This is a genomic window from Paenarthrobacter sp. R1 (assembly GCF_030264015.1).
Lineage (GTDB): Bacteria > Actinomycetota > Actinomycetes > Actinomycetales > Micrococcaceae > Arthrobacter > Arthrobacter ureafaciens.
In genome coordinates this window covers 929781-955360 of the sequence record NZ_CP127115.1, presented here as the reverse complement: position 1 = coordinate 955360, position 25580 = coordinate 929781, and the positions used below count along the sequence as shown (strand labels likewise).

Sequence of the window (25580 nt, the reverse complement as noted above, 5' to 3'; positions counted from 1 at the left end):
ACACATGCCACGCAGCCTGAAAAAAGGTCCTTTCGTTGACCAGCACCTCTTTGTGAAGGTCGCACGGGAAAACGAAAAGGGCACCAAGAACGTCATCAAGACCTGGTCCCGTCGTTCGATGATCATCCCCGACATGCTCGGGCACACGATCGCCGTACACGACGGCCGCAAGCACATCCCGGTGTTTGTCACTGAGTCGATGGTCGGGCACAAGCTCGGCGAATTCGCTCCTACGCGGACTTTCCGCGGCCATGTTAAGGACGACCGTAAGGGCAAGCGCCGCTAGGCGCCTGACCTTACGTCTTAGACGAGAGAAGGAAAGCAATGGAAGCCAAGGCAATTGCGCGTCACATCCGCGTAACGCCTATGAAGGCCCGGCGCGTCGTCAACCTTGTTCGTGGCAAGCAAGCGAATGAGGCTCTGGCAATTCTGAAGTTTGCCCCCCAGGCAGCTTCGGAGCCGGTATTCAAGGTACTTCAGTCGGCAATGGCCAACGCCCGCGTTCTCGCGGACCGCGATGGCGTTGCATTCGACGACAGCGACCTCTTCATCAGCGAAGCATTCGTTGATGAGGGCCCGACCATGAAGCGGTTCCAGCCGCGTGCCCAGGGCCGCGCCTACCGCATCAAGAAGCGGACCAGCCACATCACCGTGGTCGTCGCAACCCCGGAGAAAGAGGAGGCTCGCTAAGTGGGACAGAAAGTAAACCCGCACGGGTTCCGACTCGGCATCACCACCGACCACGTTTCGCACTGGTTTGCTGACAGCAACAAGCCGGGACAGCGCTACAAGGACTTCGTCCGCGAGGACATCAAGATCCGTCAGCTCATGTCCACCGGCATGGAGCGCGCCGGCATCGCCAAGGTCGAGATCGAGCGCACCCGTGACCGCGTCCGCGTGGACATCCACACGGCACGTCCGGGCATCGTCATCGGCCGCCGCGGCGCTGAAGCAGACCGCATCCGCGGCGAGCTCGAGAAGCTCACCGGCAAGCAGGTCCAGCTGAACATCCTCGAGGTCAAGAACCCCGAGATCGAAGCACAGCTTGTTGCCCAGGGCATCGCTGAGCAGCTGACTTCCCGCGTGGCATTCCGCCGTGCAATGAAGAAGGCCATGCAGTCCGCACAGCGCGCAGGTGCCAAGGGCATCCGTGTTGCTTGCTCGGGCCGTCTGGGCGGCGCAGAAATGTCCCGCTCGGAGTTCTACCGCGAAGGCCGTGTGCCCCTGCACACCCTCCGCGCGAACATCGACTACGGCTTCTACGAAGCCAAGACCACCTTCGGCCGCATTGGCGTGAAGGTTTGGATCTACAAGGGTGACGTCACCGCCAAGGAACTGGCTCAGCAGGCAGCTGCTGCTCCGTCCCGCGGCCGTGGAGGAGACCGTCCGGGCCGCCCGGGTGGCGACCGCCGTCGTCGTAACGACCGTCCGGCAGCCGAGGCAGCACCTGCTGCCGTTGAAGCACCGGCCGCTGAAGCTGCTGCTCCTGCAGCAGAAGGAGGACAGGCTTAAATGCTTATCCCACGTCGAGTCAAGCACCGTAAGCAGCACCACCCGGGTCGTTCCGGCGCTGCTACGGGCGGCACCAAGGTCACTTTCGGTGAGTACGGCATCCAGGCCCTGAGCCCGGCATACGTCACCAACCGTCAGATCGAGTCCGCTCGTATCGCAATGACCCGCCACATCAAGCGTGGCGGCAAGGTCTGGATCAACATCTACCCGGACCGTCCGCTGACGAAGAAGCCTGCTGAAACCCGTATGGGTTCCGGTAAGGGTTCTCCGGAATGGTGGGTCGCAAACGTCAAGCCGGGCCGGGTTCTGTTCGAACTCTCCGGTGTCAATGAAGAGGTAGCTCGCGAGGCCCTGCGCCTGGCAATCCACAAGCTGCCGTTGAAGGCACGCATTGTGCGTCGCGAAGGTGGTGAATAGAAATGGCAGTAGGGTCGAAGGATCTCGCACCCGCACAGCTGGACGGTTTCGACAACGAGCGTCTCGTTGAAGAACTCCGCAAGTCCAAGGAAGAGCTGTTCAACCTGCGTTTCCAGTCCGCCACCGGCCAGCTGGAGAACCACGGTCGTCTGCGCGCGGTAAAGAAGGACATCGCACGCATCTACACCGTTCTTCGTGAGCGCGAGCTGGGCATTCGTGCCGAGGTTGCCGCACCGGTTGTGGAAGCCAAGGAAGAAAAGAAGTCCAAGAAGGCTGCCAAGGCTGAAACGGCCGAGGTTGAAGCTGGAGAGGATGCCAAGTGAGCGAGAAGGAAAACGTGACGGAAGCAGCAGCCAGCGCTGAGCAGCAGCGCGGTTACCGTAAGACGCGTCGCGGCTACGTAGTCTCCGACAAGATGGAAAAGACCATCGTTGTTGAGGTTGAAGACCGCGTGAAGCACGCTCTTTACGGCAAGGTTATTCGCCGCACCTCGAAGATCAAGGCTCACGACGAGCAGAACACCGCCGGCATCGGCGACCTCGTTCTGATCGCCGAGACCCGCCCGCTGTCCGCTACCAAGCGGTTCCGCCTGGTGGAGATCCTCGAGAAGGCCAAGTAAATCCGACGCCGGACAACGTCCGGTTGGGCTTACTGGAAGGGCCCGCGTTCCGTTTGGAGCGCGGGCCCTTCCGCTGTTCCGGCCAGTTATGGTATGGCTGCTGAACGTGCTAAGATTTTGAGTTTGTATGGCGCCATTTGCGCGTCATCAACCACCTCGTAAACAATCGTGCCGCTGCATACTGCCCCGCGCAGAGTTTTCTGCAAGGGAAGCTGATGCTCGTGGCACGGGCGTTTAGGCCTGTTCTGGCAAAATCCAGGCAGGTCCAGAGACACCCCGATCAACCGTTCCGCAAGGCTCATTCCGTATGCATGTTTTCGGTCTGAGAACCGGCGCGACGCAAGGAGTAAAAATTGATTCAGCAGGAGTCGCGACTGAAGGTCGCCGACAACACGGGTGCTAAGGAAATCCTTACCATTCGCGTTCTCGGTGGATCCGGCCGTCGCTACGCAGGCATCGGCGACGTCATCGTCGCAACCGTCAAGGACGCTATCCCTGGCGGCAACGTAAAGAAGGGTGACGTCGTCAAGGCTGTCATCGTTCGTACCAAGAAGGAACGCCGCCGTGCGGATGGTTCCTACATCAAGTTTGATGAGAACGCAGCTGTGATCCTGAAGAACGACGGTGACCCCCGCGGCACCCGTATCTTCGGCCCGGTTGGTCGTGAACTTCGCGACAAGAAGTTCATGAAGATCGTTTCGCTGGCCCCGGAGGTGCTCTAGTCCATGGCTAAGATCAAGAAGGGTGACCTCGTTCAGGTCATCACCGGCGCGAAGCAGGAACGCGGCGGCGACCGCGGCAAGCAGGGCAAGGTCCTGCGCGTATTCCCTGACACCAACCGCGTGCTGGTAGAAGGAATCAACCGCGTCACCAAGCACACCAAGGTCGGACAGTCGCAGCGCGGCACCAAGACCGGTGGCATCGAGGTTGTTGAAGCCCCGATCCACATTTCAAACGTCGCTCTGGTAGACCCGACCACCAAGAAGCCGACCCGCGTTGGTTTCCGTCTCGACACCGTTGAGAAGGACGGCCGTACCAAGACCGTTCGTATCCGCGTGTCCAAGGCCACCGGGAAGGACATCTAATGAGCGAGACCACTGTCGCAACCAAGATCGTTCCTCGTCTGAAGACGAAGTACGCAGAGACCATCAAGAAGTCCCTGCAGGACGAGTTCAACTACGCGAACGTCAACCAGGTTCCCCGTCTGGTGAAGGTCGTTGTGAACATGGGTGTTGGAGATGCCGCCAAGGACTCCAAGCTGATCGACGGCGCTGTCCGCGACCTCACCCTCATCACCGGCCAGAAGCCGCAGGTAACCAAGGCCCGCAAGTCGATCGCACAGTTCAAGCTGCGCGAAGGCATGCCGATCGGTGCACACGCAACCCTGCGTGGCGACCGCATGTGGGAATTCGTGGACCGTCTGGTATCGCTGGCCCTGCCGCGTATCCGTGACTTCCGCGGCCTCAACGGCAAGCAGTTCGATGGCAACGGCAACTACACCTTCGGTCTGACCGAGCAGGTTATGTTCCACGAAATCGACCAGGACTCCATTGACCGCGTTCGCGGTATGGACATCACGGTCGTCACCACCGCCAAGACCGACGACGAAGGCCGCGCGCTGCTCAAGGCGCTTGGTTTCCCGTTCAAGACTGAAAACTAACTACGTATCAGGTCCGGCCGCGCCGACCCGCAAGGGCAGCGCAGCGGAAACCGTTACGAGGAAGGGCTATAGCCCACAATGACTATGACAGATCCTGTCGCAGACATGCTTACGCGTCTGCGCAATGCAAACTCGGCATACCACGACACCGTGTCCATGCCGTACAGCAAGCTGAAGGCACGCGTTGCCGACATCCTGAAGGCAGAAGGCTTCATCGCTGACTGGAAGGAAGAGGACGCAGAGGTTGGCAAGAAGCTGACCATCAGCCTGAAGTTCGGACCGAACCGCGAGCGTTCGATCGCCGGTGTCCGCCGCATCTCCAAGCCGGGTCTCCGCGTTTACGCGAAGTCCACCAACCTGCCTCACGTGCTGGGTGGCCTGGGTATCGCAATCCTGTCCACCTCTTCCGGCCTCCTGACTGACAAGCAGGCCGGCAAGAAGGGCGTGGGCGGCGAAGTCCTCGCGTACGTCTGGTAACGGGAAAGGAAGAGAATAATGTCACGTATTGGACGTCTCCCCATCACCGTTCCTGCCGGCGTTGAGGTCAAGCTCGATGGCTCCGTCATCAGCGTCAAGGGTGCCAAGGGCGAGCTGAGCCACACTGTTGCCAGCCCGATCGAGGTTTCCCTCGAAGAGAACACTCTCACGGTCACCCGCCCGAACGACGAGCGCAACTCGCGTTCGCTGCACGGCCTGACCCGCACCCTGATCGCCAACATGATCCAGGGCGTTACCGAGGGCTACGAGAAGAAGCTTGAAATCGTTGGTACCGGTTACCGCGTTCAGGCCAAGGGTTCTGACCTGGAGTTCGCTCTCGGCTACAGCCACCCTGTCAACGTCTCGGCACCTGAGGGCATCACCTTCGCTGTGGAGGGCCCCACCAAGCTCTCTGTTTCGGGTATCAACAAGCAGCAGGTGGGCGAGGTTGCTGCCAACATTCGCAAGCTGCGCAAGCCTGACCCCTACAAGGGCAAGGGTGTCCGTTACGCCGGCGAAGTCATCCGCCGCAAGGTCGGAAAGGCTGGTAAGTAAACCATGGCCATCGCAATTAACAAGAAGCGTTCGAACAAGAGCAAGTCTGCTGCACGCAGCCGTCGCCAGCTTCGTATCCGCAAGCGCATCGCCGGTACGGCCGTACGTCCTCGTCTGGTCGTCAACCGTTCGGCACGTCACGTATTCGTTCAGGTTGTCGATGACAGCAAGGGCGTAACCGTGGCTTCGGCTTCCACCCTGGAAGCTGACCTGCGTGCACTCGAAGGCGACAAGACTGCCAAGGCCAAGCGCGTTGGCGAGCTCGTTGCAGAGCGCGCAAAGGCTGCAGGCATCGAAGCTGTTGTCTTCGACCGTGGCGGTAACAAGTACCACGGCCGCATCGCCGCCGTCGCTGACGGTGCTCGCGAAGGTGGGCTGGCACTGTGACCGCTGAAAACAACGAAAAGGACATTCAGGTGACTGAAGCTGTAGCTGCTGAAGCAACTGAGACCGCACCCGCTACCGACGACCGCCGCGGCGGACGTCGTGGTGAGCGCGGCGAGCGTGGCCAGGGCCGCGGCGACCGTGGTGGCCGTGGTGGCCGCGACGGCGGTCGCGACGCTGAGAAGAGCCAGTTCGTAGAGCGTGTTGTAACCATCAACCGCGTTGCCAAGGTCGTCAAGGGTGGTCGTCGCTTCAGCTTCACCGCTCTCGTCGTCGTCGGTGACGGTAACGGCATGGTTGGCGTCGGCTACGGCAAGGCCAAGGAAGTTCCCGCTGCTATCGCCAAGGGCGTTGAAGAGGCCAAGAAGTCCTTCTTCCGCGTTCCCCGCGTTGGCAACACCATCCCGCACCGCGTGCAGGGTGAGGCTGCTGCAGGCGTTGTCCTGCTGCGTCCGGCTTCCGCCGGTACCGGTGTTATCGCCGGTGGTCCGGTCCGTGCGGTACTGGAGTGCGTGGGTATCCACGACATCCTCTCCAAGTCGCTCGGTTCCTCCAACGCGATCAACATCGTTCACGCGACCGTTGACGCCCTGAAGCAGCTCGAAGAGCCCGCTTCCGTGGCTGCCCGCCGTGGCCTGCCGCTGGACGAGGTTGCTCCGGTTGCCCTGGTGCGTGCGCTCCAGAACCAGAAGGCAGGTGTCTAGTCATGGCTAAGAACCTGACTCCTTCCGACGCCAAGTTGGAAATCACCCAGATCAAGGGCGTCATTGGCGCCAAGCAGAACCAGCGCGACACCCTTCGGTCCCTCGGCCTCAAGCGCATCGGACACACCGTTGTCCGTACCGCTGACGCCGTGACCGTTGGCATGCTCAACACGGTTCCGCACCTCGTGAATGTAGAGGAGGCGAAGTAATGGCCGAGAACGAGACCGCTGAAAAGCAGAACGCTCTGAAGGTCCACCACCTGCGTCCTGCCCCCGGTGCCAAGACTTCCAAGACCCGTGTTGGTCGTGGTGAAGGCTCCAAGGGTAAGACTGCCGGTCGCGGTACCAAGGGTACGAAGGCCCGCTACCAGGTCAAGGCTGGCTTTGCCGGCGGCCAGTTGCCGCTGCACATGCGCCTGCCGAAGCTGCGCGGCTTCAAGAACCCGTTCCGGGTTGAGTTCCAGGTTGTCAACCTGGAGAAGCTCAACGAGCTGTTCCCGGAAGGTGGCGCTGTCACCGTTGAGTCCCTGGTTGAGAAGGGTGCCGTTCGTAAGAACCAGCCCGTGAAGGTGCTGGGCACCGGCGACATCACCGTCAAGGTTGACGTCACCGCCCACGCTTTCTCTTCCAGCGCTGCTGACAAGATCGCTGCAGCAGGCGGAAGCACCACGGTTCTCTAAGACCCCGTGGGGCTCTTGCCCGCAGTAAGAAAAAATCCCGGTACGCGGGGCCTGAGGCCCTGTGTACCGGGATTTTTTTGTTGGTTGTGGACTCTCGATTATTCTGACGGCGTCCGTAGCAGCTAGACTCGATTGTTGGGTTTCCTTAACCCCATCTACATCCTTGTACCTTTACCTCAGGAGGACGCTTGCTAAGCGCATTCGGCCGGGCGTTTCGGACGCCCGATTTGCGACGCAAGTTGTTGTTCACGCTGGGAATCATCACAATCTTCCGCTTGGGAGCTTTCATCCCCTCGCCTGGTGTGAACTACCAGAATGTCCAGCAATGCTTAGACACCGGTGACACCTCGCAGGGCATCTACCAGCTGGTGAACCTGTTCAGCGGCGGTGCCTTGCTGCAGGTTTCCATCTTTGCGCTCGGTATTATGCCGTACATTACGGCGAGCATCATCGTTCAGCTGCTTCGGGTGGTCATTCCCCGGTTCCAGCAGTTGTACGAGGAAGGTTCCTCCGGCCAATCGAAACTGACGCAGTACACCCGGTATCTCACCATCGCGCTGGGTCTGCTCAATGCCACCACCCTGGTATCCCTGGCCCGTTCCGGCCAGTTGCTGCCCGGCTGCAACCTGCCGATCATCCCTGATGAGAGCATCATCACCACGATCCTCATCATCATCACGTTGACCGCAGGCACCGGACTCATCATGTGGATGGGCGAGCTCGTGACGGAGAAGGGCGTGGGCAACGGCATGTCGCTGCTCATCTTCACCTCGATCGCTGCAGGCTTCCCGCAGTCGCTGGGTGCCATCTGGACCGCGCAGGGCCCCGGAACCTTCTTCATCGTCCTTGCCATCGGCCTGGTCACGGTGGCGCTGGTGGTGTTCGTCGAACAGTCCCAGAGGCGCGTCCCGGTGCAATACGCCAAGCGCATGATTGGCCGCCGCACTGTCGGCGGGACCAGCACCTACATTCCCATCAAGGTGAACATGGCCGGCGTCGTGCCCGTCATCTTCGCGTCCTCCATGCTGTACCTGCCTGGTCTGATTGCACAGTTCAACCAGCCGCAGGCGGGAGAGCAGATGGCCCCCTGGGTTGAGTGGATCAACAACAACCTCACCAAGGGCGACCACCCCATCTACATGGCTCTCTACTTCGCCATGATCGTTTTTTTCACCTACTTCTACGTGGCCATCACCTTCAACCCTGAAGAAGTGTCGGACAACATGAAGAAGTACGGGGGATTCATTCCGGGCATCCGGGCGGGTAAACCGACCGCGGATTATCTGCAGTACGTGCTTTCCAGGATTACTTTGCCGGGAGCTCTTTACCTGGGCTTCGTGGCACTCATTCCGCTGGTTGCACTCGTCCTGATCAACGCCAACCAGAACTTCCCGTTCGGTGGCACCTCAATCCTGATCATGGTGGGTGTGGGCTTGGAAACCGTGAAGCAGATTGATGCGCAGCTACAACAACGTCACTATGAAGGGCTTTTGCGATGACGAGAATGCTGATCATTGGACCTCCGGGTTCGGGCAAGGGTACGCAGGCTGAACGGATTTCCGCGCGGCTCGGCGTAGTCGCCATCTCCACTGGCGACATTTTCCGTGCCAACGTCAAGGGAGAGACCCCCCTTGGCCTGGAGGCCAAGAAGTACATGGACGCCGGTGACTTCGTACCGGACAGCGTCACCAACAAGATGGTTCGGGACCGTCTGAGCGAGAGCGACGTCGAGAACGGCTTCCTCCTGGACGGCTACCCCCGCACCACGGCACAGGTGGACTACCTGGACAACATCCTCGCCGAGACCCAGCAGGAGCTCGACGTCGTGCTCCAGCTGACTGCCGACGACGAGGAACTGGTCAGCCGCCTCCTCGGCCGTGCCAAGGAGACCGGCCGGTCTGACGACAATGAAGCCGTCATCCGCCACCGCCTCGACCTCTACCACGAGCAGACTGAGGCCGTCGTGGCCAAGTACGCCGAGCGCGGCATCCTGACCCAGGTTGACGGCATTGGTGGAATCGACGAGGTCACTGACCGCGTCCTGACCGCCATTGAAGCTGCCAAGGCTGTCTAGCACTTTCTCCACATAGCCGGTGTTCCGGCTCATGTGCCAAAGGGTGTGTCCCGTACGATGAGTGCGGGACACACCCTTTTTCCTTTTCATGGCCGTCTTTGGGGGAAGCGCATGCACACAGTCATGTCCGGCAGGAGCCGGATTGCGGGTCTGGAAGTCTATGTGCCTCCTGCACGTCTTGACACGAATGCCGTCGAGCAGCGCATTGTCGAGTCGAGCCCGGGCTTCCGGATTCCCAAGGGTTTGATTTCCCGCGTCACAGGCATACGGTCCCGTAGTGTGATGGCCGAGTCGGAGCAGGCATCAGATCTTGCCGTCAACGCAGCAGCCAAGGTCCTGGCCAGTTGCGGGCTCCAGGCCCCGGATGTTGACCTTCTGGTGTTTGCCTCCGCGAGCCAGGACATGGTGGAGCCCGCAACAGCCCATATTGCCGCCGCAAAGCTTGGGCTCAGCTGCCCGGTGATGGACGTCAAGAACGCCTGCAACAGTTTCCTGAACGGACTGGAAGTGGCTGATTCCCTGATTGCCTCCCGCCGTTACGGTCGGGTTCTGGTGGTGACGGGGGAGTCGCCCTCGCGGGCGGTCCGGTGGTCGGTTCCTGATTTCGCGACTTTCGCGTCCAGCTTCCCCGGTTACACCATGAGCGACGGCGGCGCGGCCGTCCTGCTCGAAGCTTCCGAAGGCGCTATTGCTGACAGTGAGGCTTCAAGCCCGGCAGCCGAGGGCATTCTTGGCATGGCCTTCACTGCAAAGAGCATCCACTGGCCGGTCGGGACCTTGGCCGCCGGTGGATCTGCGTTTCCCCGGGACCCCGAAGCCAGCTATTTCACCATGGACGGGGAGAAGCTGAAGGACGCCTTCCTGGACTTGGGCTCCGATGTCCTGGGAGAGACCTTGGAGGCCCTCAAGCTGAACTGGCAAGACTTCGCGGTGGTCTGTGTCCACCAAGTCAGCGCGCCCTACCGGGAGATCTTTGCAGAGCGTGCGGGAGTGCCGCGCGACCTGTTGGTCCCGGCAGTGGAAGAGTTCGGCAACTTGGCCTCCGTTAGTCTTCCGTTGCAGTTGAAGCTCGCCTTGGATGGTGGACGATGTGGTCCGGGAGACCTGGTTGCCCTGGTAGGCCTGGCCGGCGGCGTCAGCCTGGGCATCGCGGTGGTGCGGCTATGAACCGCTCGTCAGCAGGAGCCGGAACAGGGTTGCACAGCGATTCCGCTACCAGGCCGCTGTGCATCGCAGTGCCGATGCTCAACGAAGAGAAGCTTGTCCGCCAGGCCTTGGATTCGCTCGCTGCGCAGGTCTATCAGGACTTCACGGTGGTTGTGGTTGATAACGGATCCACCGACGCCAGCTGCGCCATCGTGGAAGCCTTCGCCGGTGAGCACCCTGTCATGGACATCAGGCTGATCCATGAAACGGAGAAGGGCACAGGCGCAGCTGCCGATACGGGCATGCGGTTCGGAGTCGAACACGGTGCCACATGGTTGGCCCGCACGGACGCGGATTGCCTTGCTGCCAAGGATTGGACGGCCCGGATCATGGCGGCCTTCCACGATGGCTTGGAACTGATTGCCGGGCAGCTGATTCCCCGGCAGGACGAAGGCATCACTGCGCGGGATCGTCGTTTGATGCTGGTGGCCGTCGAGGTTGCGTCTTTCTTCGGAAAGATCAGGCCCGGCAACAAGGGAGAGGGCTATTTGGGCCCCTACCAAATGCTTCCGGGCTGCAACATGGCGATCACCGCGGATATGTATCACCGCTCCGGGGGATTCCCGCGGACCAGGATCGAGGACCTCCACGAGGACAGGGCACTGTCCAACCGCGTCCGGAAGTTGACACGCAATTACGGGCTGCGGAGGGACGTCGTGGTCTACGGGTCCTCCCGGCGGGTCAAAGCGTGGGGCTTGAAGAACACGCTGGCTTGGTACGCGGACCACCGTTACCGTCCCGAGCACGTGGACATTCGGTAGCCATGTCAGTTGCAACCGCTGAACGCTGGGAACGGCGCGTCCACCTCGGAGCGCATCCCTTGCTGTACCCGACCATCCGATCGCTGGGCGCCGTGAAACCGGTGATGAGGATCCCGGGGCTGGGTGTCCTGGTCAGCGAAGCACGGTTGGTGCGCGATGTGCTGTTGGACGGTGAGCGCTTCGTCAAGAACGGGCCCTCTGCCTCCGGAGGTCTTTGGACACCGGTCGTCGGCCCGAAGGCACTGGTCAACATGGACGGTGCAGAGCATCGCGAGCTAAGGCGGAAGCTCGCTGACTTGTTCACTCCGGCCTCGGTGGCGGAAATCGTCCAGCCGGCATCCGTTGCGTTGAAGGCCCGCGTTGAGCATGACCTGGACGGGCCGGGACGGGTGGACCTGGTGGACTGCGTCAAGGAACTGGCGGGCGGCGTCATCTCACGGTTGCTGGGCGTTCCGGAACATACTCCGGGCAGACTGCCGAACAAGGAACTCTTCGATTTAGGGTCCTCCATCTCATCCTTGGTTCGTTTAGGTCGCCCAACCCTGACGCCGGAGCAGGCTGCCAAGGGGAGGGCCGCCGTCGAGGTTCTCGCAGGACCTGCCCGAAGCGCCTACCGCGACGGAGACCCTGCAACCTTCCCGGGTCGGCTCCGCGGGCTGGGCATGAGCGAAGACGAAGCGATGGGCATCATCAGTGCCTTCGTGATGGTGGGAACGGAAACGCTCGTGTCATTCGTGCCCCGGCTGGTGGCGTTGCTTGCCGATACCGGACGCATTGAGGAACTGGTTGCGGACAGGTCGGGGATGGGGGCAGCCGTGAACGAGTCGTTGAGGTTCACGGTGCCGTCGCCCATGATGCTGCGAAACGCCGTTGCCCCCGGGAACATCGGAGGAACGGTTGTGCGCAGCGGGGACCGGATCCTGTTGTCCACCATCCATGCTGCCAAGAGCCTGGGTGGTTTCAACCCGGGGGAACCCATCCCGGCGCAAGCGCGCCAGTTGTGGTTCGGGGCAGGACCACATTTCTGTATCGGCATGCCGCTGGCCATGGCTGAGATCACTGCAACGTTGGAGGTTCTCCTGGACAGATTTGCGCAGAGGCCGTGGGTCATCGCCTCCCGGGTCGTCAGCACGCGTGTGCTGATTCCGGGCTACCGGAAGCTGGAGCTCGCCAATGCCCTCTGAAATCACCGGCGGGCAGGACAGCCCTGACCTCATTGCCGCCGTCTACGCGGCGGCTGAACGTGTCCCGGACAATCCCGCCATCACAGCTCCGGGCAGGACCAGGCGTCGGCCCGGCGGCAAGGTGTCAGTGAGGCCCGGTCCAACCATCACCTACAGGCAGCTGATGGAAGGCATCGAAGCTACGTCGGTGCGCCTGCAGGCCGACGGCTTTGGCAAGGGTGAAAGGATGCTCTTCTCGGTAAGGCCGAGTCCGGCCGCGTTCATCCTCGCGTTGGGTGCCGTCCGGGCCGGTGGGTCGGTGGTGTTCATTGACCCCGGCATCGGTCCTTCGTTGTTCCGGGACAGGGCGGAGCTGGCCGCGCCGGGTTGGGCGGCTGCCGAATCGCTTCTCTACGCAGTGAGTACCAGGAGTCCCCTCCGCCCCCTGGCGCGTCGGCGTGGCCTGCTCCTGCCGGATTACGGCGCGATGGACGTCCGCCACTACTATTCGGGACCTTGGATGCCGGGGGTGCCCCGGGGAGCTACCCCGGTGAAGACGCTGAGACGACCCCTGACTACTGGCACCACCCAGGGACAGCCCGGGCACCATCCCGCCCAGGAAGCGGTGATCATCTTCACCTCCGGAACCACGGGAGCACCGAAGGGTGTTGTCCATACGCGCGGTTCCTTGGCTGCCGGTTTTCAGCAGTTGAGCACCAAGTGCACCTTCAGCGACGGGGACCGTATCCATTCGGAGCAGCTCATGATGGGCCTGCCGGCCCTGATCGCCGGGGCTCACTGGACCATGCCCTCGTACGGCTTTTCGGCGCACATCGACCCCCTTCGGTTGGCCGGCGAACTTGGGCCGGTCGCCGGGAAAAGGTCAACGTACGACGGCGCCACTCACCTTTTCCTGGTGCCGTCGCAGCTGGCGCCCATCCTCGACGGGATTGAGCGTGGGGAGGTCACGCTTCCGAAGACCTTGGGAACTGTGATGTTGGGAGCGGCCCCCGTTCTGGCACCTTTCCTGGAGCGGGCCATGCGGGTCTTGCCCGATGTGGACTTCAAGCTCATTTACGGAATGACCGAGCTTCTGCCCATAGCCATAGCGGACGGCAGGGAGAAGCTTGCCTTCGCCTCGGGAGCTGACGCCGGGCACCTCACCCAGGATGGTCGTGGTGAGGGCGACTTCCTCGGGGAACCGCTGCCCGCCGTCGAAATCCGCCTCGGTGAGGACCACGAACTGTTCGCCCGCGGGCCCAACATGTGCCACGGCTATTTGGGCCAGGACCCAATGATCGAACACGCGACGGGAGACTTGGTGAGGCTCGACTACGGGGCGGGGGCACGGGGCGCGCCCATCAGCTCGGGGGCACGGGGTGCGTCCACCAGCTCCGGGGCGCGGCCACGGCTGGTGATGATCGGACGCAAGAAGGACATGATCATCCGGGGCAAGACCAACATCTACCCCGCTCTGTATGAACCCGTCATCGCCGGCGTGGCGGGTGTCGCTGAAGCGGCGATGGTAGGAGTTCCGGACGGCATCGGTGACGAGTCGGTGTGGCTGGCGGTTGTGCCGCGGGCCGGTCAGTCGGCGGCGGCCCTGAAGGCCCGGCTCGGGCAGGAGCTACCGCGACTCATCGACGAATCGGCACTCCCGGACCGCATCGAAGTCCTGGACAATATGCCGGTCAGCGGGCGGCACCGGAAGCCGGATCGTGAAGCGCTCAGGCAGCAGTTCGGAGCGGTTACAGACGCAGCGGCCCTGGTGGGCCCGGCATGAAGATCGCCGTCACGGGTGCCACGGGTTTCGTCGGAAGAGCGATCGCCCGGGCCGCTGAAGACAAGGGATGGGACGTTGTAAGGTTCGCGCGTCGCCGGGACCCGGGCTACGCATACTGGGACCTCGCGGACCGTCCGCCAGCGCGCCTGCCGGAGGTTGACGCCGTCGTGCATGCTGGTGCCCACGTCGCGGACTGGGGCGACCCCCGGATCTTTCACCGGGTCAATGTCCTGGGGACGCGGGCCCTCAGCGAGGCCTATGCGCGGACGCGCCTGGTCCATATCTCAAGTTCCAGCGTCTACCCGTGGTGCGAGTCCTGCGTGAACCGCGTTGAGGAAGAGGTCGCGTCCAAGCACCTGAACGCCTACGGGCGCAGCAAGGCGCTGGCCGACATCGAAGCACGCAAGCACGGCAACGCCTTGTCCCTCCGGCCACACGGAGTCTACGGCCAAGGCGACCGGACGCTGTTGCCACGGCTCATCGGCAACATCCGGCGCGGACGGCTCCTCAGCGTCGGCGGTCCCACCGTGAGGCATCAACTGACGCATATCGACAACCTGACCACCGCCGCGCTCGCAGCCTGCGGGTCCGAACTCCGCGGTGCCGTAAATGTGGCCGATGCGGAGCCTGTGGAGCTCGGTTCAATACTGCGTGAGGTCCTTGACGTGACGGGCCACCCGCACACGGGCATCCGATATATTCCGGGGGCCGTGGCGATGGCCGTGGCCGGCTTTTCCGAAGCTGCTGCCATGGCAACGGGGACTCCGCCGCGGCTGACCCGCTATGCCGTGAGCCAACTCGGGCGGGAGCGGACCTATTGCTTGGACAGGCTTCGCGAGGGGCTTGGGGTCGAACCAATTTCGACCACGCTCTCGGATGCGCGAAAATGGTTGGAGCACGGGGCCTGATCGGCGCTCGTGGGAACATCCAGAGGAGAACATGGCGTTCGGTCAGCCCCGCATTGAATACAAGTCCAACCAGCAGATGCGCAAGATGCACGAGGCAGGACTGGTCCTCAGCCGCGCCCTTGACGCAGCGGTTGCAGCAGCCAAGGCAGGTGTCACCACCAAGGACCTCGACGACGTCTTTGCTGCCGTCCTGAACGATGCCGGCGCCAAGTCCAACTTCCTCGGATACCACGGCTTCCCGGCAACCATCTGCACCTCGGTCAACGAGGAAGTCGTCCACGGAATCCCCGGCAACAGGGTCCTGGAAGACGGGGACATCATCTCGATCGACGGCGGCTGCATCGTGGACGGATGGCACTCGGACTCGGCCCGCACCGTAATCGTTGGAACCGCTGACCCCGAGGACCAGCGGCTTTCCGATGTCACCGAGGCCGCCATGTGGCACGGCATCGCCGGTCTGGCCAAGGGCAAGTTCGTGGGCGACATCGGCAATGCGATCGATGACTACGTGTCCTCAGTGCCGGGCAAGCCCCTCGGGATCCTTGAGGATTACGTCGGCCACGGGATTGGTTCCGAGATGCACATGGCCCCGGATGTCCTGAACTACCGCACCAGCCACCGTGGCCCTAAGATCCGGCCCGGCCTGTGCCTGGCCATCGAACCGATGCTGGTGCGCGGAGGCATTGAAACGGCGACCCTGGATGACGACTGGACCGTAGTCACCACCGACGGCAAGCGCTCGTGCCAGTGGGAGCACTCCGTTGCCGTCCATGAAAAGGGCATTTGGGTCCTGTCCTCACCGGACGGCGGGGCAGCCAACCTTGCGCCGCTCGGCGTCGTGCCGGTACCCATCCCCTGACCTTCCCTGCTGGTGTCAACCGGCCTGGCGTTGCCATAACAAAGAGTCAAAAGGAAGTGCGGGGCTGCCCATGCAGCCCCGCACTTCCTTTTCCCAAGGGTTTCAGCCCTTCAGCTTGGGCTTGACGTCCTTTGTGTAGATGCCCTCGAGCGTCTTCTTCAACTCGGTCATCGTTGCTTTGACGTCACCCTGCTGGGTGAGGATCTTGGCTGCCGCCTTGGCCATTTCCTGGTCGGCGCCGGGAAGGAACACCCGGGCGTTGTCCTGGACACGGGTAACGGCGAGCTGGTCCATGGCCGTTTTGATCTGCGGCGTGGCGGCCAGGACAGCTGACATGTCGGCGGACAGGCGCGTGGGCATGTAACCCGTTGCCGCCGAGAAGGCGGCCGTGTTTTCCGGCTCCGTCATGAACTTGAGGAACGTCGCGGCGGCGAGCTGCTCCTCTTTGCTGATACCGCTCGGGATGCCCAGCCCGGCGCCACCGGTAGGGCAGACTCCGGTGGTTGCCTCGGGACCGCCCGGCAGGAAGCCGACTCCCACGTTGAACTTCGCTGCTTTCAGGACGCCCAGCAGGGAGCCCGTGGAGGAAATGGTTGCCGAGGTGATGCCGGCGGCGAAGTCGTCCGCGGCCTCCTTGGAGGAAACGCCTGCCCAACCGTCCTTGTAGATCGAGTCCTGGGCCCACTGCAGAGCGGCAACCGACTTGTCTGAATCGCACGTGATCTCCCAGTCCTTGGACCAGTTGCCGCCCCAGCCCCAGAGGTTGTTCTGCAAGGTCCAGCCCGCGTAGCCGGCCAGCGCGGGATAAATGTAGGCGTACTGCGCGCCGGAGGAGGCTTTCAGTTTGGGAGCCCACTCGGCGAATTCCTGCCACGTCGCCGGAGCCCGGTCGGGAAGGCCTGCGGCCTTGAAGTGGTCTTTGTTGTAGTAGAAAAGCGGGGTGGAGCGGCCGTATGGCAGGGCCCACTGCTGGTTGTCGTACTTGTAGTCGTCAACCAGGGACTTCTGGAAGTCGTCGAGCTGGATGTCCAGGTGCTTCACCAGATTGTCGATCGGGATGATGCTGCCGTTGGAGAAGTAGCGGAACCACCACACATCGGAGAGGACAACCAAGCCGGGAAGTCCGGTCTTGGCGGCTTGGGACGTCTGGAACTTCTGCGCAATTTCCTCATAGTTGGCGCCTGCGGTCACCAGGTTCACCTTGATGTCGGGGAACTTTGCCTGGAACTTGCTGATGATGGCCTTTTCTACGTCCTGGGACTTGCCCGGGTGGTTGGTCCAGAAATCGAACGAGGCGGCCGGCTTGACGTTGGTGAAGTCGACGGCAGCAGATTCGACGGCGGTCCCCGGACCCGCGGTGGATGGCCCGCCGCAGGCAGTTAATGCCGCGGCCCCGGCACCCAGGCCTGCGAGGCCAAGGAAATGCCGACGGTCAAGGTTGGTGCGCATGGTGCTTCCTCTCACTTACTTTCTACGATGCGAATTGGTGTGGCTGGAGAATGTCAGCCTGTGACGCTGCCTTGGGTGAGGCCAGCGACGATGTAGCGCTGCAGTGCGGCGAAAACCAGCAGGATGGGGACGATCACCAGAACGGCGCCCGCCATGAGGATTCCCCAGCCGGCGCCGTTTCCTTCGGAGTTTTGGAGCAGGGTGAGGCCTACCGGCAGCGTCATGGTTTCCGGTCGATCGGTGATGATGAGTGGCCAGATGTAGTCATTCCATTCACTGACCACGGTCACCAGGGCAACGGTGGCCACAGAGGGCAGGGATACCGGAACGATGATTTGCCACAGCCGCCGCCAATGCCCGGCGCCGTCGATTTCTGCGGCTTCAAGGATGGACGGCGGAAGGGTCAGGAAGTGCTGGCGGAGAAGGAACGTTCCGAACGCCGTTCCCAGGCCCGGAAGGATGATGCCCCACAGGGTGTTCTTTCCGCCCATGCCTGCGACCAGGATGTAGTTGGGCAGGATGGACACTTGGGCCGGGACCATTAGGGCCACCAGGATCAGCACGAAGATCACGTTCTTGAACGGGAACCGGACGAACACCAGGGCGTAGGCAGTCAGGATGGCAAGGACCACCTTGATGGTGGAGCCGACGGTGGTAACGACCAGGCTGTTGGCGAAGAACTGCGCAAAGGGGACCGTGGTCATTGCCGTGGCGTAGTTCTCCAGGTTCAACGAGTCCGGAAGGATCTTCAGGTCGGTTGTGACGATCTCGCCGGGTTGCTTGAAGGAGCTGAGCACCATCCACAACAGGGGCAGGAACACCACCAACGTGGTGAGGACCAGCGGGACGTAGCCGGCGGCGAGCGTTTGGATTAGGTTCGTCCTGGACAACGGCCGGGGCACGGGCTGCGGCTGGTCGGGCTGCGGATCGTGGCACTGCGGTTCGTTGGAAGGCACGACGACGGCGGGAGACTGGGCGCTCATGAGTAGTGGACCTTTCGCTCAACGAAGCGCAGTTGGAGGACCGTAATGACCAGGAGGACGGCGAAGAGCACCACGGAGATTGCTGCCGAGTAGCCGGCCCGGTTGTAGGCACCGAACGCCTGGAGGTAGGCCTCGTAAATCAAAGTGCTGGTCCCGTTTCCGAGTGGCGTCATGATGCGGATCAGGTCGAAGGCCTGCAGGGAACTGAGCATGGTGGTGATCAGCAGGAAGAACGTGGTGGGGGACAGCAGGGGAACTGAGATGTTGAAGAACCGGCGCACGTTGTTGGCGCCGTCCAGGGCAGCGGCTTCCATGACGTCCCGTGGCAGGGACTGCAGCCCGGCGAGGTAGACCACGGCGCAGTAGCCCAGGTTCTTCCACACGTAGACGATCATGACCATCACCAATGACAACTGCGGATCGTTCATCCACTGCGGGCTCTGTTGCCCCAGGCCGCGGAGGATCCACGCCAGGACGCCATAGCCGGGGTCGAAGATGAAAAGCCATACCAATCCGACGCCGACGCCGGAGAGCACGTACGGTGCGAAGACCACCGACCGGGCAAACGTGGTGCCCCTGACTTTGGAATTCAGCGCCAGAGCGACAAGCAGCCCCAGGACCATGGAGCCACCCACTGTGACGACCGTGAAGACCGCCGTGGTGCCCAGGACCTTCGGCGCGTCCTCGCCGGTGAAAAACGTGACGTAGTTCTGCAGGCCCACCACTGTGGCCGAGGCCGAACCGAGCGTCCAGTCCAGCGTGGAGTAGTAGATGTTGTTGATGAGCGGCCAGTAGGTGAAGGTGGCGATCAGGGCCAGGTTCGGCAATGCCATGGCAAGGAATACGACGAAATCCTTGCGGCTGCGGCCGGACCAGTTGGTTACGAGTCGGGTAGTCATGGATCACTTACGTTGTGAGGCGAATTTTTAGTGCCGGGCCCGGACCGGGGCGGCGGAGACAGCCCTAGCTCACCACAGCGAATAGCCCGCAGTGAGCCAAACGGGGACATTCAAGCGATAGTTGGCTAACTTTTACGGGCCTGTTTACGGATAGTTCCCTCAGTGTTCTTACGTGAGGTCGGGCTACCAGTTGGAGCGCGGCGGTGCGGGTGGAGAATGGAGCCATGGGTCAGATAACCGACGTTCCCGGCATCCGCGTAGGGCAGGTACAAAAGATCGGCGACGGGTGGCTGACCGGCGTGACTGTGGTTCTTCCGCCTCCGGGAACCGTGGGTTCGGTGGACGTGCGTGGTGATGGACCCGGCACGCACGAGACTGACGCCTTGGATCCCACCACACTCGTGCCCACAGTGGATGCCGTAGTCCTCACCGGTGGGAGCGCGTTCGGGCTGGTGTCGGCGCATGGGGCGCAGCGTTGGTGCGAGGAACAAGGGAGGGGATTCTCCGTCCCGGGCACCGTGGTGCCAATCGTTCCCGCCGCGGCGATCTTCGACCTCGGGCGCGGCGGTGACGTCCATGCCCGGCCCGACGCGGACATGGGCTACCAGGCAGCTGCCGCAGCTTTCGCCTCGGGCGACCATGCCGGCGTCGGGCGTGGAAATGTTGGCGCCGGCACCGGAGCCGTAGTTGCCCGCGGACAGTACAAAGGCGGCGTGGGGACGGCGTCGATCACGCTGGATGGGGGAGTCGTGGTTGGTGCCTTGGCGGTGGTCAATGCTTTGGGCGCGCCGGTGGGGGCAGGCCCGGTTGTGCAGGGCCACCAGGGCGGGCTGAACACCACGCTCGTCGTCATTGCGACGAATGCGGTCCTGGACGTCGCCGAGTGCAAGCGGACAGCCAACAGCGGACATGCCGGGCTCGCGCGCGCCGTGGACCCCTCCCACACCCTCGCCGACGGCGACACTGTGTTCGCGCTGGCGACCGGCGCCGTCGGGCTTGACCGCAGTACCGAACAGGCGCGGCAGGTTTCGCTGATCACGCTGCAAAGCGCAGCGGCGGAAGCTGTCCGGCTGGCAGTCCTTGATGGCATCCTTGCGGCCGAAGGCATCACGACGGCGGCCGGCACCTTCCCCGCGTACCGCGCCGCCGGGGAGTGACGCGCCGGAGTTGTTGCGCTACCATGGCGGATTTAACTTTCCCGCCTTTGTGGCGTAAAGTTGTCTGTTGGTTGTCTGTACAGCCACGCCCTTTTTGGTGTGGTGGTTCGAAGAAGACCAAAGCAAACAAAAAACGTCCGCTGGATCGCCGGTGCCTAACCGGAGGACTGCGGCAAACAACAGTTAGCGGAGGATATGGCCAAGAAGGACGGGGTCATTGAGATCGAGGGCGTTGTGACTGAGGCGCTGCCCAACGCGATGTTTCGTGTTGAGCTCACCAACAAGCACGTCGTTCTCGCACACATCTCTGGGAAGATGCGTCAGCACTACATTCGAATCCTCCCCGAGGACCGCGTAGTGGTGGAGCTGAGCCCATACGACCTCACACGTGGTCGTATCGTCTACCGCTACAAGTAAATTGCTGGGCGACTGAGGCTATGCCTGGGCCGCTCCAGCAGATCAACTGCAAAACACGCAAAGGAACGCCATGAAGGTCAAGCCGAGCGTCAAGCAGATCTGCGACAAGTGCAAAGTGATCCGCCGTAACGGCCGGGTCATGGTGATCTGCGAGAACCCGCGCCACAAGCAGCGCCAGGGCTAATTCCCCCAAGGGAATCAGCGCCCGCGAGGGCAAACCTGGGTTGCTACCCACGCAAGTAAATAAAGGCAGCACAAGCTGAGCCGGGACGCTTTACAGAGCCCGGACAGCGTACCCCCGGTCGGAGGCTGGGGCCGCACTGACAGTGCGGGTGTACTGCCTACGACCTCCGGTTTATTCAAGGAGTACCGCCACTATGGCTCGTCTCGCTGGCGTAGACATTCCCCGCGAAAAGCGGTTGGAAATTGCGCTTACTTACATCTACGGCGTGGGCAAGACCCGTGCACACGAAACCCTGGCTGCCACCGGCATCAGCCCTGACGTCCGCGTCAAGGACCTGACCGACGCCGAGCTGGTCCAGCTGCGTGACTACATTGAAGGCAACTACAAGGTTGAGGGTGACCTTCGCCGCGAGGTAGCCGCTGACATCCGCCGCAAGGTTGAGATCGGCAGCTACGAAGGCCTGCGCCACCGCAAGGGCCTGCCCGTACGCGGTCAGCGTACGAAGACCAACGCTCGTACCCGCAAGGGACCGAAGCGCACCGTCGCCGGCAAGAAGAAGGCCGGACGTTAATCCCTCGGGATTGACCTGGTTTTCCCCCGATAACTTTCTGTAGGAGAAATAATGCCCCCGAAGACTCGTGGAGCGGTTCGTAAGCCGCGTCGCAAGGATAAGAAGAATATTGCGCTTGGACAGGCGCACATCAAGAGCACCTTCAACAACACCATCGTGTCCATCACGGACCCGACCGGTGCTGTGATCTCCTGGGCTTCCGCCGGTGAGGTTGGATTCAAGGGCTCCCGTAAGTCCACCCCGTTCGCCGCCCAGATGGCTGCTGAAGCTGCTGCAAAGCGCGCTCAGGAGCACGGTCTGCGCAAGGTTGACGTTTTCGTCAAGGGCCCGGGTTCGGGACGCGAAACCGCAATCCGTTCGCTTCAGGCTGCTGGCCTCGAGGTTGGCTCCATCCAGGACGTCACCCCCAGCGCCCACAACGGTTGCCGCCCGCCGAAGCGCCGCCGCGTCTAATTAGGTTGCACCTGCCTGACGGCCGGGCCTGCTTGTGAATCCACAAGCATGGTCCGGCTGGTCAGGCTGGAAACCGAAGCCGATTTCCACCACCTGTGTTGCGTCATATAGCGGATGCTCGCCGAAAGGAAACCTAAGTGCTCATTGCACAGCGCCCCACCCTGTCCGAAGAAGTTGTAGCCGAGAACCGCTCCCGTTTCATTATTGAACCGCTGGAGCCGGGCTTCGGTTACACCCTCGGAAACTCCCTCCGCCGTACCCTGCTCTCCTCCATCCCCGGTGCTGCTGTAACCAGCATCCGGATCGATGGCGTGCTGCACGAGTTCACCACGGTTCCGGGTGTCAAGGAAGATGTCACCGAGATCATCCTGAACATCAAGAACCTTTCGGTTTCCTCCGAGCACGATGAGCCGGTTGTTGCGTACCTGCGCAAGCAGGGCCCCGGAGTCGTCACCGCCGCGGACATCGCTCCGCCGGCCGGCGTCGAATTCCACAACCCGGATCTGCACATTGCCACTCTGAACTCGAAGGGCAAGTTCGAACTCGAACTGACCATCGAGCGCGGCCGTGGCTACGTTTCGGCAGCTCAGAACAAGTCCGGCGATTCCGAGATCGGCCGTATCCCGGTCGATTCGATCTACTCGCCTGTCTTGAAGGTAACTTTCCGCGTGGAAGCTACCCGTGTTGAGCAGCGCACCGACTTCGACAAGCTCATTGTCGACGTCGAGACCAAGCAGGCTATCGCTCCGCGTGACGCTGTTGCTTCTGCAGGCACCACCCTGGTGGAACTGTTCGGTCTGGCCCGTGAGCTGAACACCGCAGCTGAAGGTATCGAGATTGGCCCGTCGCCGACTGACGCTGCCCTGGCAGCTGACATGGCTCTGCCGATCGAGGATCTGGACCTCACGGTCCGTTCCTACAACTGCCTCAAGCGTGAGGGCATCCACACCGTGGGTGAACTCGTTGCCCGCTCCGAGGCTGACCTGATGGACATCCGTAACTTCGGTGCGAAGTCCATTGACGAGGTCAAGGCAAAGCTCGTCGAACTGGGTCTGTCCCTCAAGGATTCCCCTCCCGGTTTCGATCTCGCAGCCCGCGCCGCAGCCATCGAAGAGGACGACGCCGCGTTCAGCGACGACGAGCTCTAAAAAGCAGATCTTGGTCGACGGGTCCAGTGATGGACCCGGCCGGCTTACACAACAGGAGAAATAACTATGCCTACCCCCACTAAGGGTCCGCGCCTCGGAGGCGGCCCGGCTCACGAGCGCCTGATGCTCGCGAACCTGGCAGCAGCGCTCTTCGAGCACAAGCGCATCACCACCACGGTTACCAAGGCCAAGCGCCTCAAGCCGTACGCAGAGCGTCTGGTCACCTTCGCCAAGCGTGGCGACCTCGCTTCCCGCCGCCGTGTCCTCGGCCTGATCAGCGACAAGGGCATCGTCCACGAGCTGTTCACTGACATCGCCGGCGCTGTTGCCAACCGTGACGGTGGCTACACCCGTATCACCAAGATCGGCAACCGCAAGGGCGACAACGCTCCCATGGCTGTCATCGAACTGGTTCTCGAGCCCGTTTCCCCCAAGCAGGCTGTAGTTGCTGAAGCAACCGCTGCCGCTGCCAAGGCCGCTCCGGCTGCCGAAGCTCCTGCTGAGGAAGAGGTTGTTGAGACCGAAGCTGCTGAGGCCCCCGAGGCTGAAGAGGCTCCGGCCGCTGAAGCTGCCGAGACTGAAGAAGCTCAGACCGAAGAGGCTCCGGCCGATGAGGACAAGAAGTAAATTTCAGTAGACTTGAGTCTATGAACGAACAAAAACCCGCTGCCCCCGTTTCGGAGGGCGGCGGGTTTTTGCGTATCCGGATGGACCTGTCCTACGACGGTGGACCGTTTAGCGGATGGGCGGTCCAGCCCGGGCTGCTGACAGTCCAGGGCGCGCTGGAGGAGGCACTGGCCCTCCTGGTGCGCAGGCCCGTGCGGGTCACGGTGGCCGGGCGCACGGACGCAGGTGTCCACGCCCGCGGACAAGTAGTTCACATCGACTTCACATCCGCCGAGTGGTTGGGTTTGACCCGCGGTCACGACGTCGATCCCGCGGTTTCGCTGCGGCGCCGCCTTCGCGGTGCGTTGAGCCGCGTGCTCGGGGATCTCACAGGTGCGATTGAAGTGCACGACGCCGGTCTGGCGCCTTCCGGCTTCGATGCCCGTTTTTCTGCCTTGTGGCGCCGTTATAGTTACCGGGTTGCTGACGGAACCCAACGTTGGGATCCGGTGCTGAGAGGGATCACGTTGTGGCACAAGGCTCCGCTGGATGTTGACCTCATGAATTCCGGTGCGTCGCTGTTGCTGGGGTTGCAGGACTTTCGCTCCTACTGCAAGCCGCGCGAGGGAGCTACTACCATCCGCGAGCTGCAACAGTTCTCCTTCTCACGGGGTGCGGACGGCGTCATCGTTGCCACGGTGCGGGCCGATGCTTTCTGCCACAACATGGTGCGGTCCCTTGTGGGATCCACGTTGCGCGTGGGGGAGGGACTTGAGCCTCCGGCATGGCTGCACGAACGCCTTTTGGAGCGGGCGCGTGATCCGAAGTCCTTGCTCGCTGCGCCGCACCCGTTGGTTCTCGAAGAAGTCGCCTACCCCTCGGATGACGAGCTGCTTGCGCGGGCTGAGCTGACACGGGCCAGGCGGGAGTAGTTCCTTCGTTGCCGTTTCCTGGGCCTGGGCGTTGGAGGACCCCCTCCCGGCTCTGGGTACCGGAAGGGGGCCATGGTGACCGCCCGTGGTCTGGGATCCGCGGACGGCCGGTCTATGGGAGGTGCCTCACAACCTCACATGAAGACTTGGACGATCTTGAGGACGGCGGGCCCCAGAAGAATGATGAAAAGTACCGGGAAGATGCAGAACAGCAGGGGAAAAAGCACTTTCACTGGCAGCTTCATGGCACGCTCTTCTGCGTTCTGTCGGCGCTTCACGCGTGCCTGCTTTGCTTGGGCACGCAGGACATTCGCGATGCCGATACCGTACTTATCTGCTTGTACGACAGCGAGGACGAAACTGCGGACGTCCGGGACCGTACAGCGCTCAGCCAGCGCGGCGTAGGCTTCGGGGCGCGGACGGCCAACTTGAATGTCTTGGAGTGTCCTCATGAGTTCATGTGCCAGAGGCCCGGCACCTTCGGTCGAGGCCCTTTCAATAGCTCCTTCAAAACCTAGACCTGCTTCTACAGAAATCAGCATCTGGTCCAAGGTGTTAGGGAACTCCAGTTGGATGGCCTCTTGCCTCTTGATCCCGGTGTTGTAAATCAGCAGATCCGGGATGAAATACAAGAACGCAGTGAGGAAGATTGTGAAGCAGATGCTGAGTGGCCCAGGTCCAGCGAAAATGAGGAGCAGGCCAAAAACAGCGCCACACACGGCCAAAACTGGTTTGAGGGCAATCAGTTTTGTCAGCGGCATGGACTTCGGGCGGCCGGCGAGGGCCAGCCATCGGTCCAGCTTGGCCTCGTAACTGCCTGGGGTCAGTTTCCGCGCCACACCGAGCAGCAGCGGTGGCCGCTGGATAGTAACGCCGGCACCTTGGGCAAAACCTGAACCCAGGTTGGTGTGTATGGCGACGATGCCTTTGCGGTCAATGGTGGCAAGGCTCCACATAAAATAGCTGAGCGGTAACACAATGACGGCGATGATCAGCCACGCAATGAATGACATGTCATTC

At 62.1% G+C, this 25580-nt stretch carries 35 protein-coding genes; 31 read left to right on the top strand and 4 right to left on the bottom strand.

Annotated elements, in window-relative coordinates:
• Positions 1-4: 4 nt before the first annotated feature.
• From rpsS to map, 23 genes are all read left to right on the top strand, one after another.
• Positions 5-286: a 30S ribosomal protein S19 gene (gene rpsS / locus QN084_RS04610; protein WP_003803803.1), complete on the top strand. Its 282-nt coding sequence runs from the start codon at positions 5-7 to the stop codon at positions 284-286.
• Between the two features lie 38 nt (positions 287-324).
• Complete coding sequence (gene rplV, locus QN084_RS04605) at positions 325-690, top strand: 50S ribosomal protein L22 (protein ID WP_021472410.1); 366 nt, start codon at positions 325-327, stop codon at positions 688-690.
• Entirely contained in the window at positions 691-1512 is an 822-nt protein-coding gene (gene rpsC, locus QN084_RS04600) for a 30S ribosomal protein S3 (protein ID WP_021472411.1), read from the top strand.
• Positions 1513-1929 carry a 50S ribosomal protein L16 gene (gene rplP, locus QN084_RS04595; protein ID WP_021472412.1) on the top strand — a complete coding sequence of 139 codons (417 nt, stop codon included), beginning with the start codon at positions 1513-1515 and terminating at the stop codon, positions 1927-1929.
• Between the two features lie 2 nt (positions 1930-1931).
• The gene (rpmC, locus tag QN084_RS04590) at positions 1932-2252 is read left to right on the top strand and encodes a 50S ribosomal protein L29 (protein ID WP_021472413.1); all 321 of its coding nucleotides are present in this window, start codon (positions 1932-1934) and stop codon (positions 2250-2252) included.
• The gene (rpsQ, locus tag QN084_RS04585; RefSeq protein WP_021472414.1) at positions 2249-2548 is read left to right on the top strand and encodes a 30S ribosomal protein S17; all 300 of its coding nucleotides are present in this window, start codon (positions 2249-2251) and stop codon (positions 2546-2548) included. The genes rpmC and rpsQ overlap by 4 nt, the downstream gene beginning before the upstream one ends.
• Positions 2549-2901: 353 nt before the next feature.
• Positions 2902-3270 carry a 50S ribosomal protein L14 gene (rplN, locus tag QN084_RS04580; protein WP_003803789.1) on the top strand — a complete coding sequence of 123 codons (369 nt, stop codon included), beginning with the start codon at positions 2902-2904 and terminating at the stop codon, positions 3268-3270.
• Between the two features lie 3 nt (positions 3271-3273).
• Positions 3274-3633, top strand: coding sequence for a 50S ribosomal protein L24 (rplX, locus tag QN084_RS04575; protein ID WP_021472415.1), 360 nt, complete (start codon positions 3274-3276; stop codon positions 3631-3633).
• Entirely contained in the window at positions 3633-4208 is a 576-nt protein-coding gene (rplE, locus tag QN084_RS04570; RefSeq protein WP_021472416.1) for a 50S ribosomal protein L5, read from the top strand. Before rplX ends, rplE begins: the two co-directional genes overlap by 1 nt.
• A 78-nt stretch (positions 4209-4286) precedes the next feature.
• A complete protein-coding gene (rpsH, locus tag QN084_RS04565) occupies positions 4287-4685 on the top strand; it encodes a 30S ribosomal protein S8 (RefSeq protein WP_062097496.1) in 399 nt (132 codons plus the stop codon).
• A gap of 18 nt (positions 4686-4703) precedes the next feature.
• A complete protein-coding gene (gene rplF, locus QN084_RS04560; protein WP_021472418.1) occupies positions 4704-5240 on the top strand; it encodes a 50S ribosomal protein L6 in 537 nt (178 codons plus the stop codon).
• A 3-nt stretch (positions 5241-5243) separates the two neighbouring features.
• Positions 5244-5627 (top strand): 50S ribosomal protein L18, encoded by a 384-nt coding sequence (gene rplR, locus QN084_RS04555; RefSeq protein WP_021472419.1) that lies wholly within the window; start codon positions 5244-5246, stop codon positions 5625-5627.
• 29 nt (positions 5628-5656) lie between these two features.
• Positions 5657-6328, top strand: a complete 672-nt coding sequence (rpsE, locus tag QN084_RS04550) for a 30S ribosomal protein S5 (protein WP_170828566.1) — start codon at positions 5657-5659, stop codon at positions 6326-6328.
• Positions 6329-6330: 2 nt separating this feature from the next.
• The gene (gene rpmD, locus QN084_RS04545; protein ID WP_003803757.1) at positions 6331-6537 is read left to right on the top strand and encodes a 50S ribosomal protein L30; all 207 of its coding nucleotides are present in this window, start codon (positions 6331-6333) and stop codon (positions 6535-6537) included.
• The gene (gene rplO, locus QN084_RS04540) at positions 6537-7007 is read left to right on the top strand and encodes a 50S ribosomal protein L15 (protein WP_021472421.1); all 471 of its coding nucleotides are present in this window, start codon (positions 6537-6539) and stop codon (positions 7005-7007) included. Before rpmD ends, rplO begins: the two co-directional genes overlap by 1 nt.
• A 188-nt stretch (positions 7008-7195) precedes the next feature.
• Positions 7196-8506, top strand: coding sequence for a preprotein translocase subunit SecY (gene secY / locus QN084_RS04535; protein WP_031216558.1), 1311 nt, complete (start codon positions 7196-7198; stop codon positions 8504-8506).
• Positions 8507-8511: 5 nt separating this feature from the next.
• Positions 8512-9081: an adenylate kinase gene (locus QN084_RS04530; protein WP_021472423.1), complete on the top strand. Its 570-nt coding sequence runs from the start codon at positions 8512-8514 to the stop codon at positions 9079-9081.
• A 111-nt stretch (positions 9082-9192) separates the two neighbouring features.
• A complete protein-coding gene (locus QN084_RS04525; RefSeq protein ID WP_069695781.1) occupies positions 9193-10248 on the top strand; it encodes a 3-oxoacyl-ACP synthase III family protein in 1056 nt (351 codons plus the stop codon).
• A complete protein-coding gene (locus QN084_RS04520; RefSeq protein WP_069695780.1) occupies positions 10245-11048 on the top strand; it encodes a glycosyltransferase family 2 protein in 804 nt (267 codons plus the stop codon). The genes QN084_RS04525 and QN084_RS04520 overlap by 4 nt, the downstream gene beginning before the upstream one ends.
• A gap of 2 nt (positions 11049-11050) precedes the next feature.
• Complete coding sequence (locus tag QN084_RS04515) at positions 11051-12232, top strand: cytochrome P450 (protein ID WP_069695779.1); 1182 nt, start codon at positions 11051-11053, stop codon at positions 12230-12232.
• A complete protein-coding gene (locus QN084_RS04510) occupies positions 12222-13994 on the top strand; it encodes a class I adenylate-forming enzyme family protein (protein ID WP_083261946.1) in 1773 nt (590 codons plus the stop codon). The genes QN084_RS04515 and QN084_RS04510 overlap by 11 nt, the downstream gene beginning before the upstream one ends.
• The gene (locus tag QN084_RS04505; protein ID WP_069695778.1) at positions 13991-14902 is read left to right on the top strand and encodes an NAD-dependent epimerase/dehydratase family protein; all 912 of its coding nucleotides are present in this window, start codon (positions 13991-13993) and stop codon (positions 14900-14902) included. The genes QN084_RS04510 and QN084_RS04505 overlap by 4 nt, the downstream gene beginning before the upstream one ends.
• 31 nt (positions 14903-14933) lie before the next feature.
• Entirely contained in the window at positions 14934-15761 is an 828-nt protein-coding gene (gene map / locus QN084_RS04500) for a type I methionyl aminopeptidase (protein ID WP_069695777.1), read from the top strand.
• Positions 15762-15863: 102 nt separating this feature from the next.
• Here the strand turns inward: map and QN084_RS04495 are convergent, their stop codons facing one another.
• From QN084_RS04495 to QN084_RS04485, 3 genes are read right to left on the bottom strand one after another with little or no spacing between them, the layout of a single operon-like run.
• Complete coding sequence (locus QN084_RS04495; protein ID WP_069695776.1) at positions 15864-17210, bottom strand: ABC transporter substrate-binding protein; 1347 nt, start codon at positions 17208-17210, stop codon at positions 15864-15866.
• A gap of 53 nt (positions 17211-17263) precedes the next feature.
• Positions 17264-18193, bottom strand: coding sequence for a carbohydrate ABC transporter permease (locus QN084_RS04490; RefSeq protein WP_069695775.1), 930 nt, complete (start codon positions 18191-18193; stop codon positions 17264-17266).
• On the bottom strand, positions 18190-19092 hold the full coding sequence (locus tag QN084_RS04485; RefSeq protein ID WP_021472432.1) for a carbohydrate ABC transporter permease: 903 nt from the start codon (positions 19090-19092) through the stop codon (positions 18190-18192). Before QN084_RS04485 ends, QN084_RS04490 begins: the two co-directional genes overlap by 4 nt.
• Before the next feature lie 224 nt (positions 19093-19316).
• On the opposite strand from QN084_RS04485, the gene QN084_RS04480 reads away from it, so the two are divergent.
• The 8 genes from QN084_RS04480 (at position 19317) to QN084_RS04445 (ending at position 24560) form a co-directional block, all read left to right on the top strand.
• On the top strand, positions 19317-20249 hold the full coding sequence (locus QN084_RS04480) for a P1 family peptidase (protein ID WP_285751125.1): 933 nt from the start codon (positions 19317-19319) through the stop codon (positions 20247-20249).
• Between the two features lie 195 nt (positions 20250-20444).
• The gene (gene infA, locus QN084_RS04475) at positions 20445-20666 is read left to right on the top strand and encodes a translation initiation factor IF-1 (RefSeq protein ID WP_011775571.1); all 222 of its coding nucleotides are present in this window, start codon (positions 20445-20447) and stop codon (positions 20664-20666) included.
• Between the two features lie 70 nt (positions 20667-20736).
• On the top strand, positions 20737-20850 hold the full coding sequence (gene rpmJ, locus QN084_RS04470) for a 50S ribosomal protein L36 (protein WP_011775570.1): 114 nt from the start codon (positions 20737-20739) through the stop codon (positions 20848-20850).
• 193 nt (positions 20851-21043) lie between these two features.
• On the top strand, positions 21044-21421 hold the full coding sequence (rpsM, locus tag QN084_RS04465; protein WP_021472434.1) for a 30S ribosomal protein S13: 378 nt from the start codon (positions 21044-21046) through the stop codon (positions 21419-21421).
• A gap of 51 nt (positions 21422-21472) precedes the next feature.
• Positions 21473-21874, top strand: coding sequence for a 30S ribosomal protein S11 (gene rpsK, locus QN084_RS04460; RefSeq protein ID WP_021472435.1), 402 nt, complete (start codon positions 21473-21475; stop codon positions 21872-21874).
• Between the two features lie 137 nt (positions 21875-22011).
• Positions 22012-23022, top strand: a complete 1011-nt coding sequence (locus QN084_RS04455; RefSeq protein ID WP_021472436.1) for a DNA-directed RNA polymerase subunit alpha — start codon at positions 22012-22014, stop codon at positions 23020-23022.
• A gap of 66 nt (positions 23023-23088) precedes the next feature.
• Complete coding sequence (rplQ, locus tag QN084_RS04450) at positions 23089-23649, top strand: 50S ribosomal protein L17 (protein ID WP_031216566.1); 561 nt, start codon at positions 23089-23091, stop codon at positions 23647-23649.
• Positions 23650-23669: 20 nt separating this feature from the next.
• Positions 23670-24560 (top strand): tRNA pseudouridine synthase A, encoded by an 891-nt coding sequence (locus QN084_RS04445; protein ID WP_069695774.1) that lies wholly within the window; start codon positions 23670-23672, stop codon positions 24558-24560.
• Between the two features lie 134 nt (positions 24561-24694).
• On the opposite strand, the gene QN084_RS04440 is transcribed toward QN084_RS04445, so the two are convergent.
• A complete protein-coding gene (locus QN084_RS04440) occupies positions 24695-25573 on the bottom strand; it encodes a type II secretion system F family protein (RefSeq protein ID WP_069695773.1) in 879 nt (292 codons plus the stop codon).
• Positions 25574-25580: the final 7 nt, after the last annotated feature.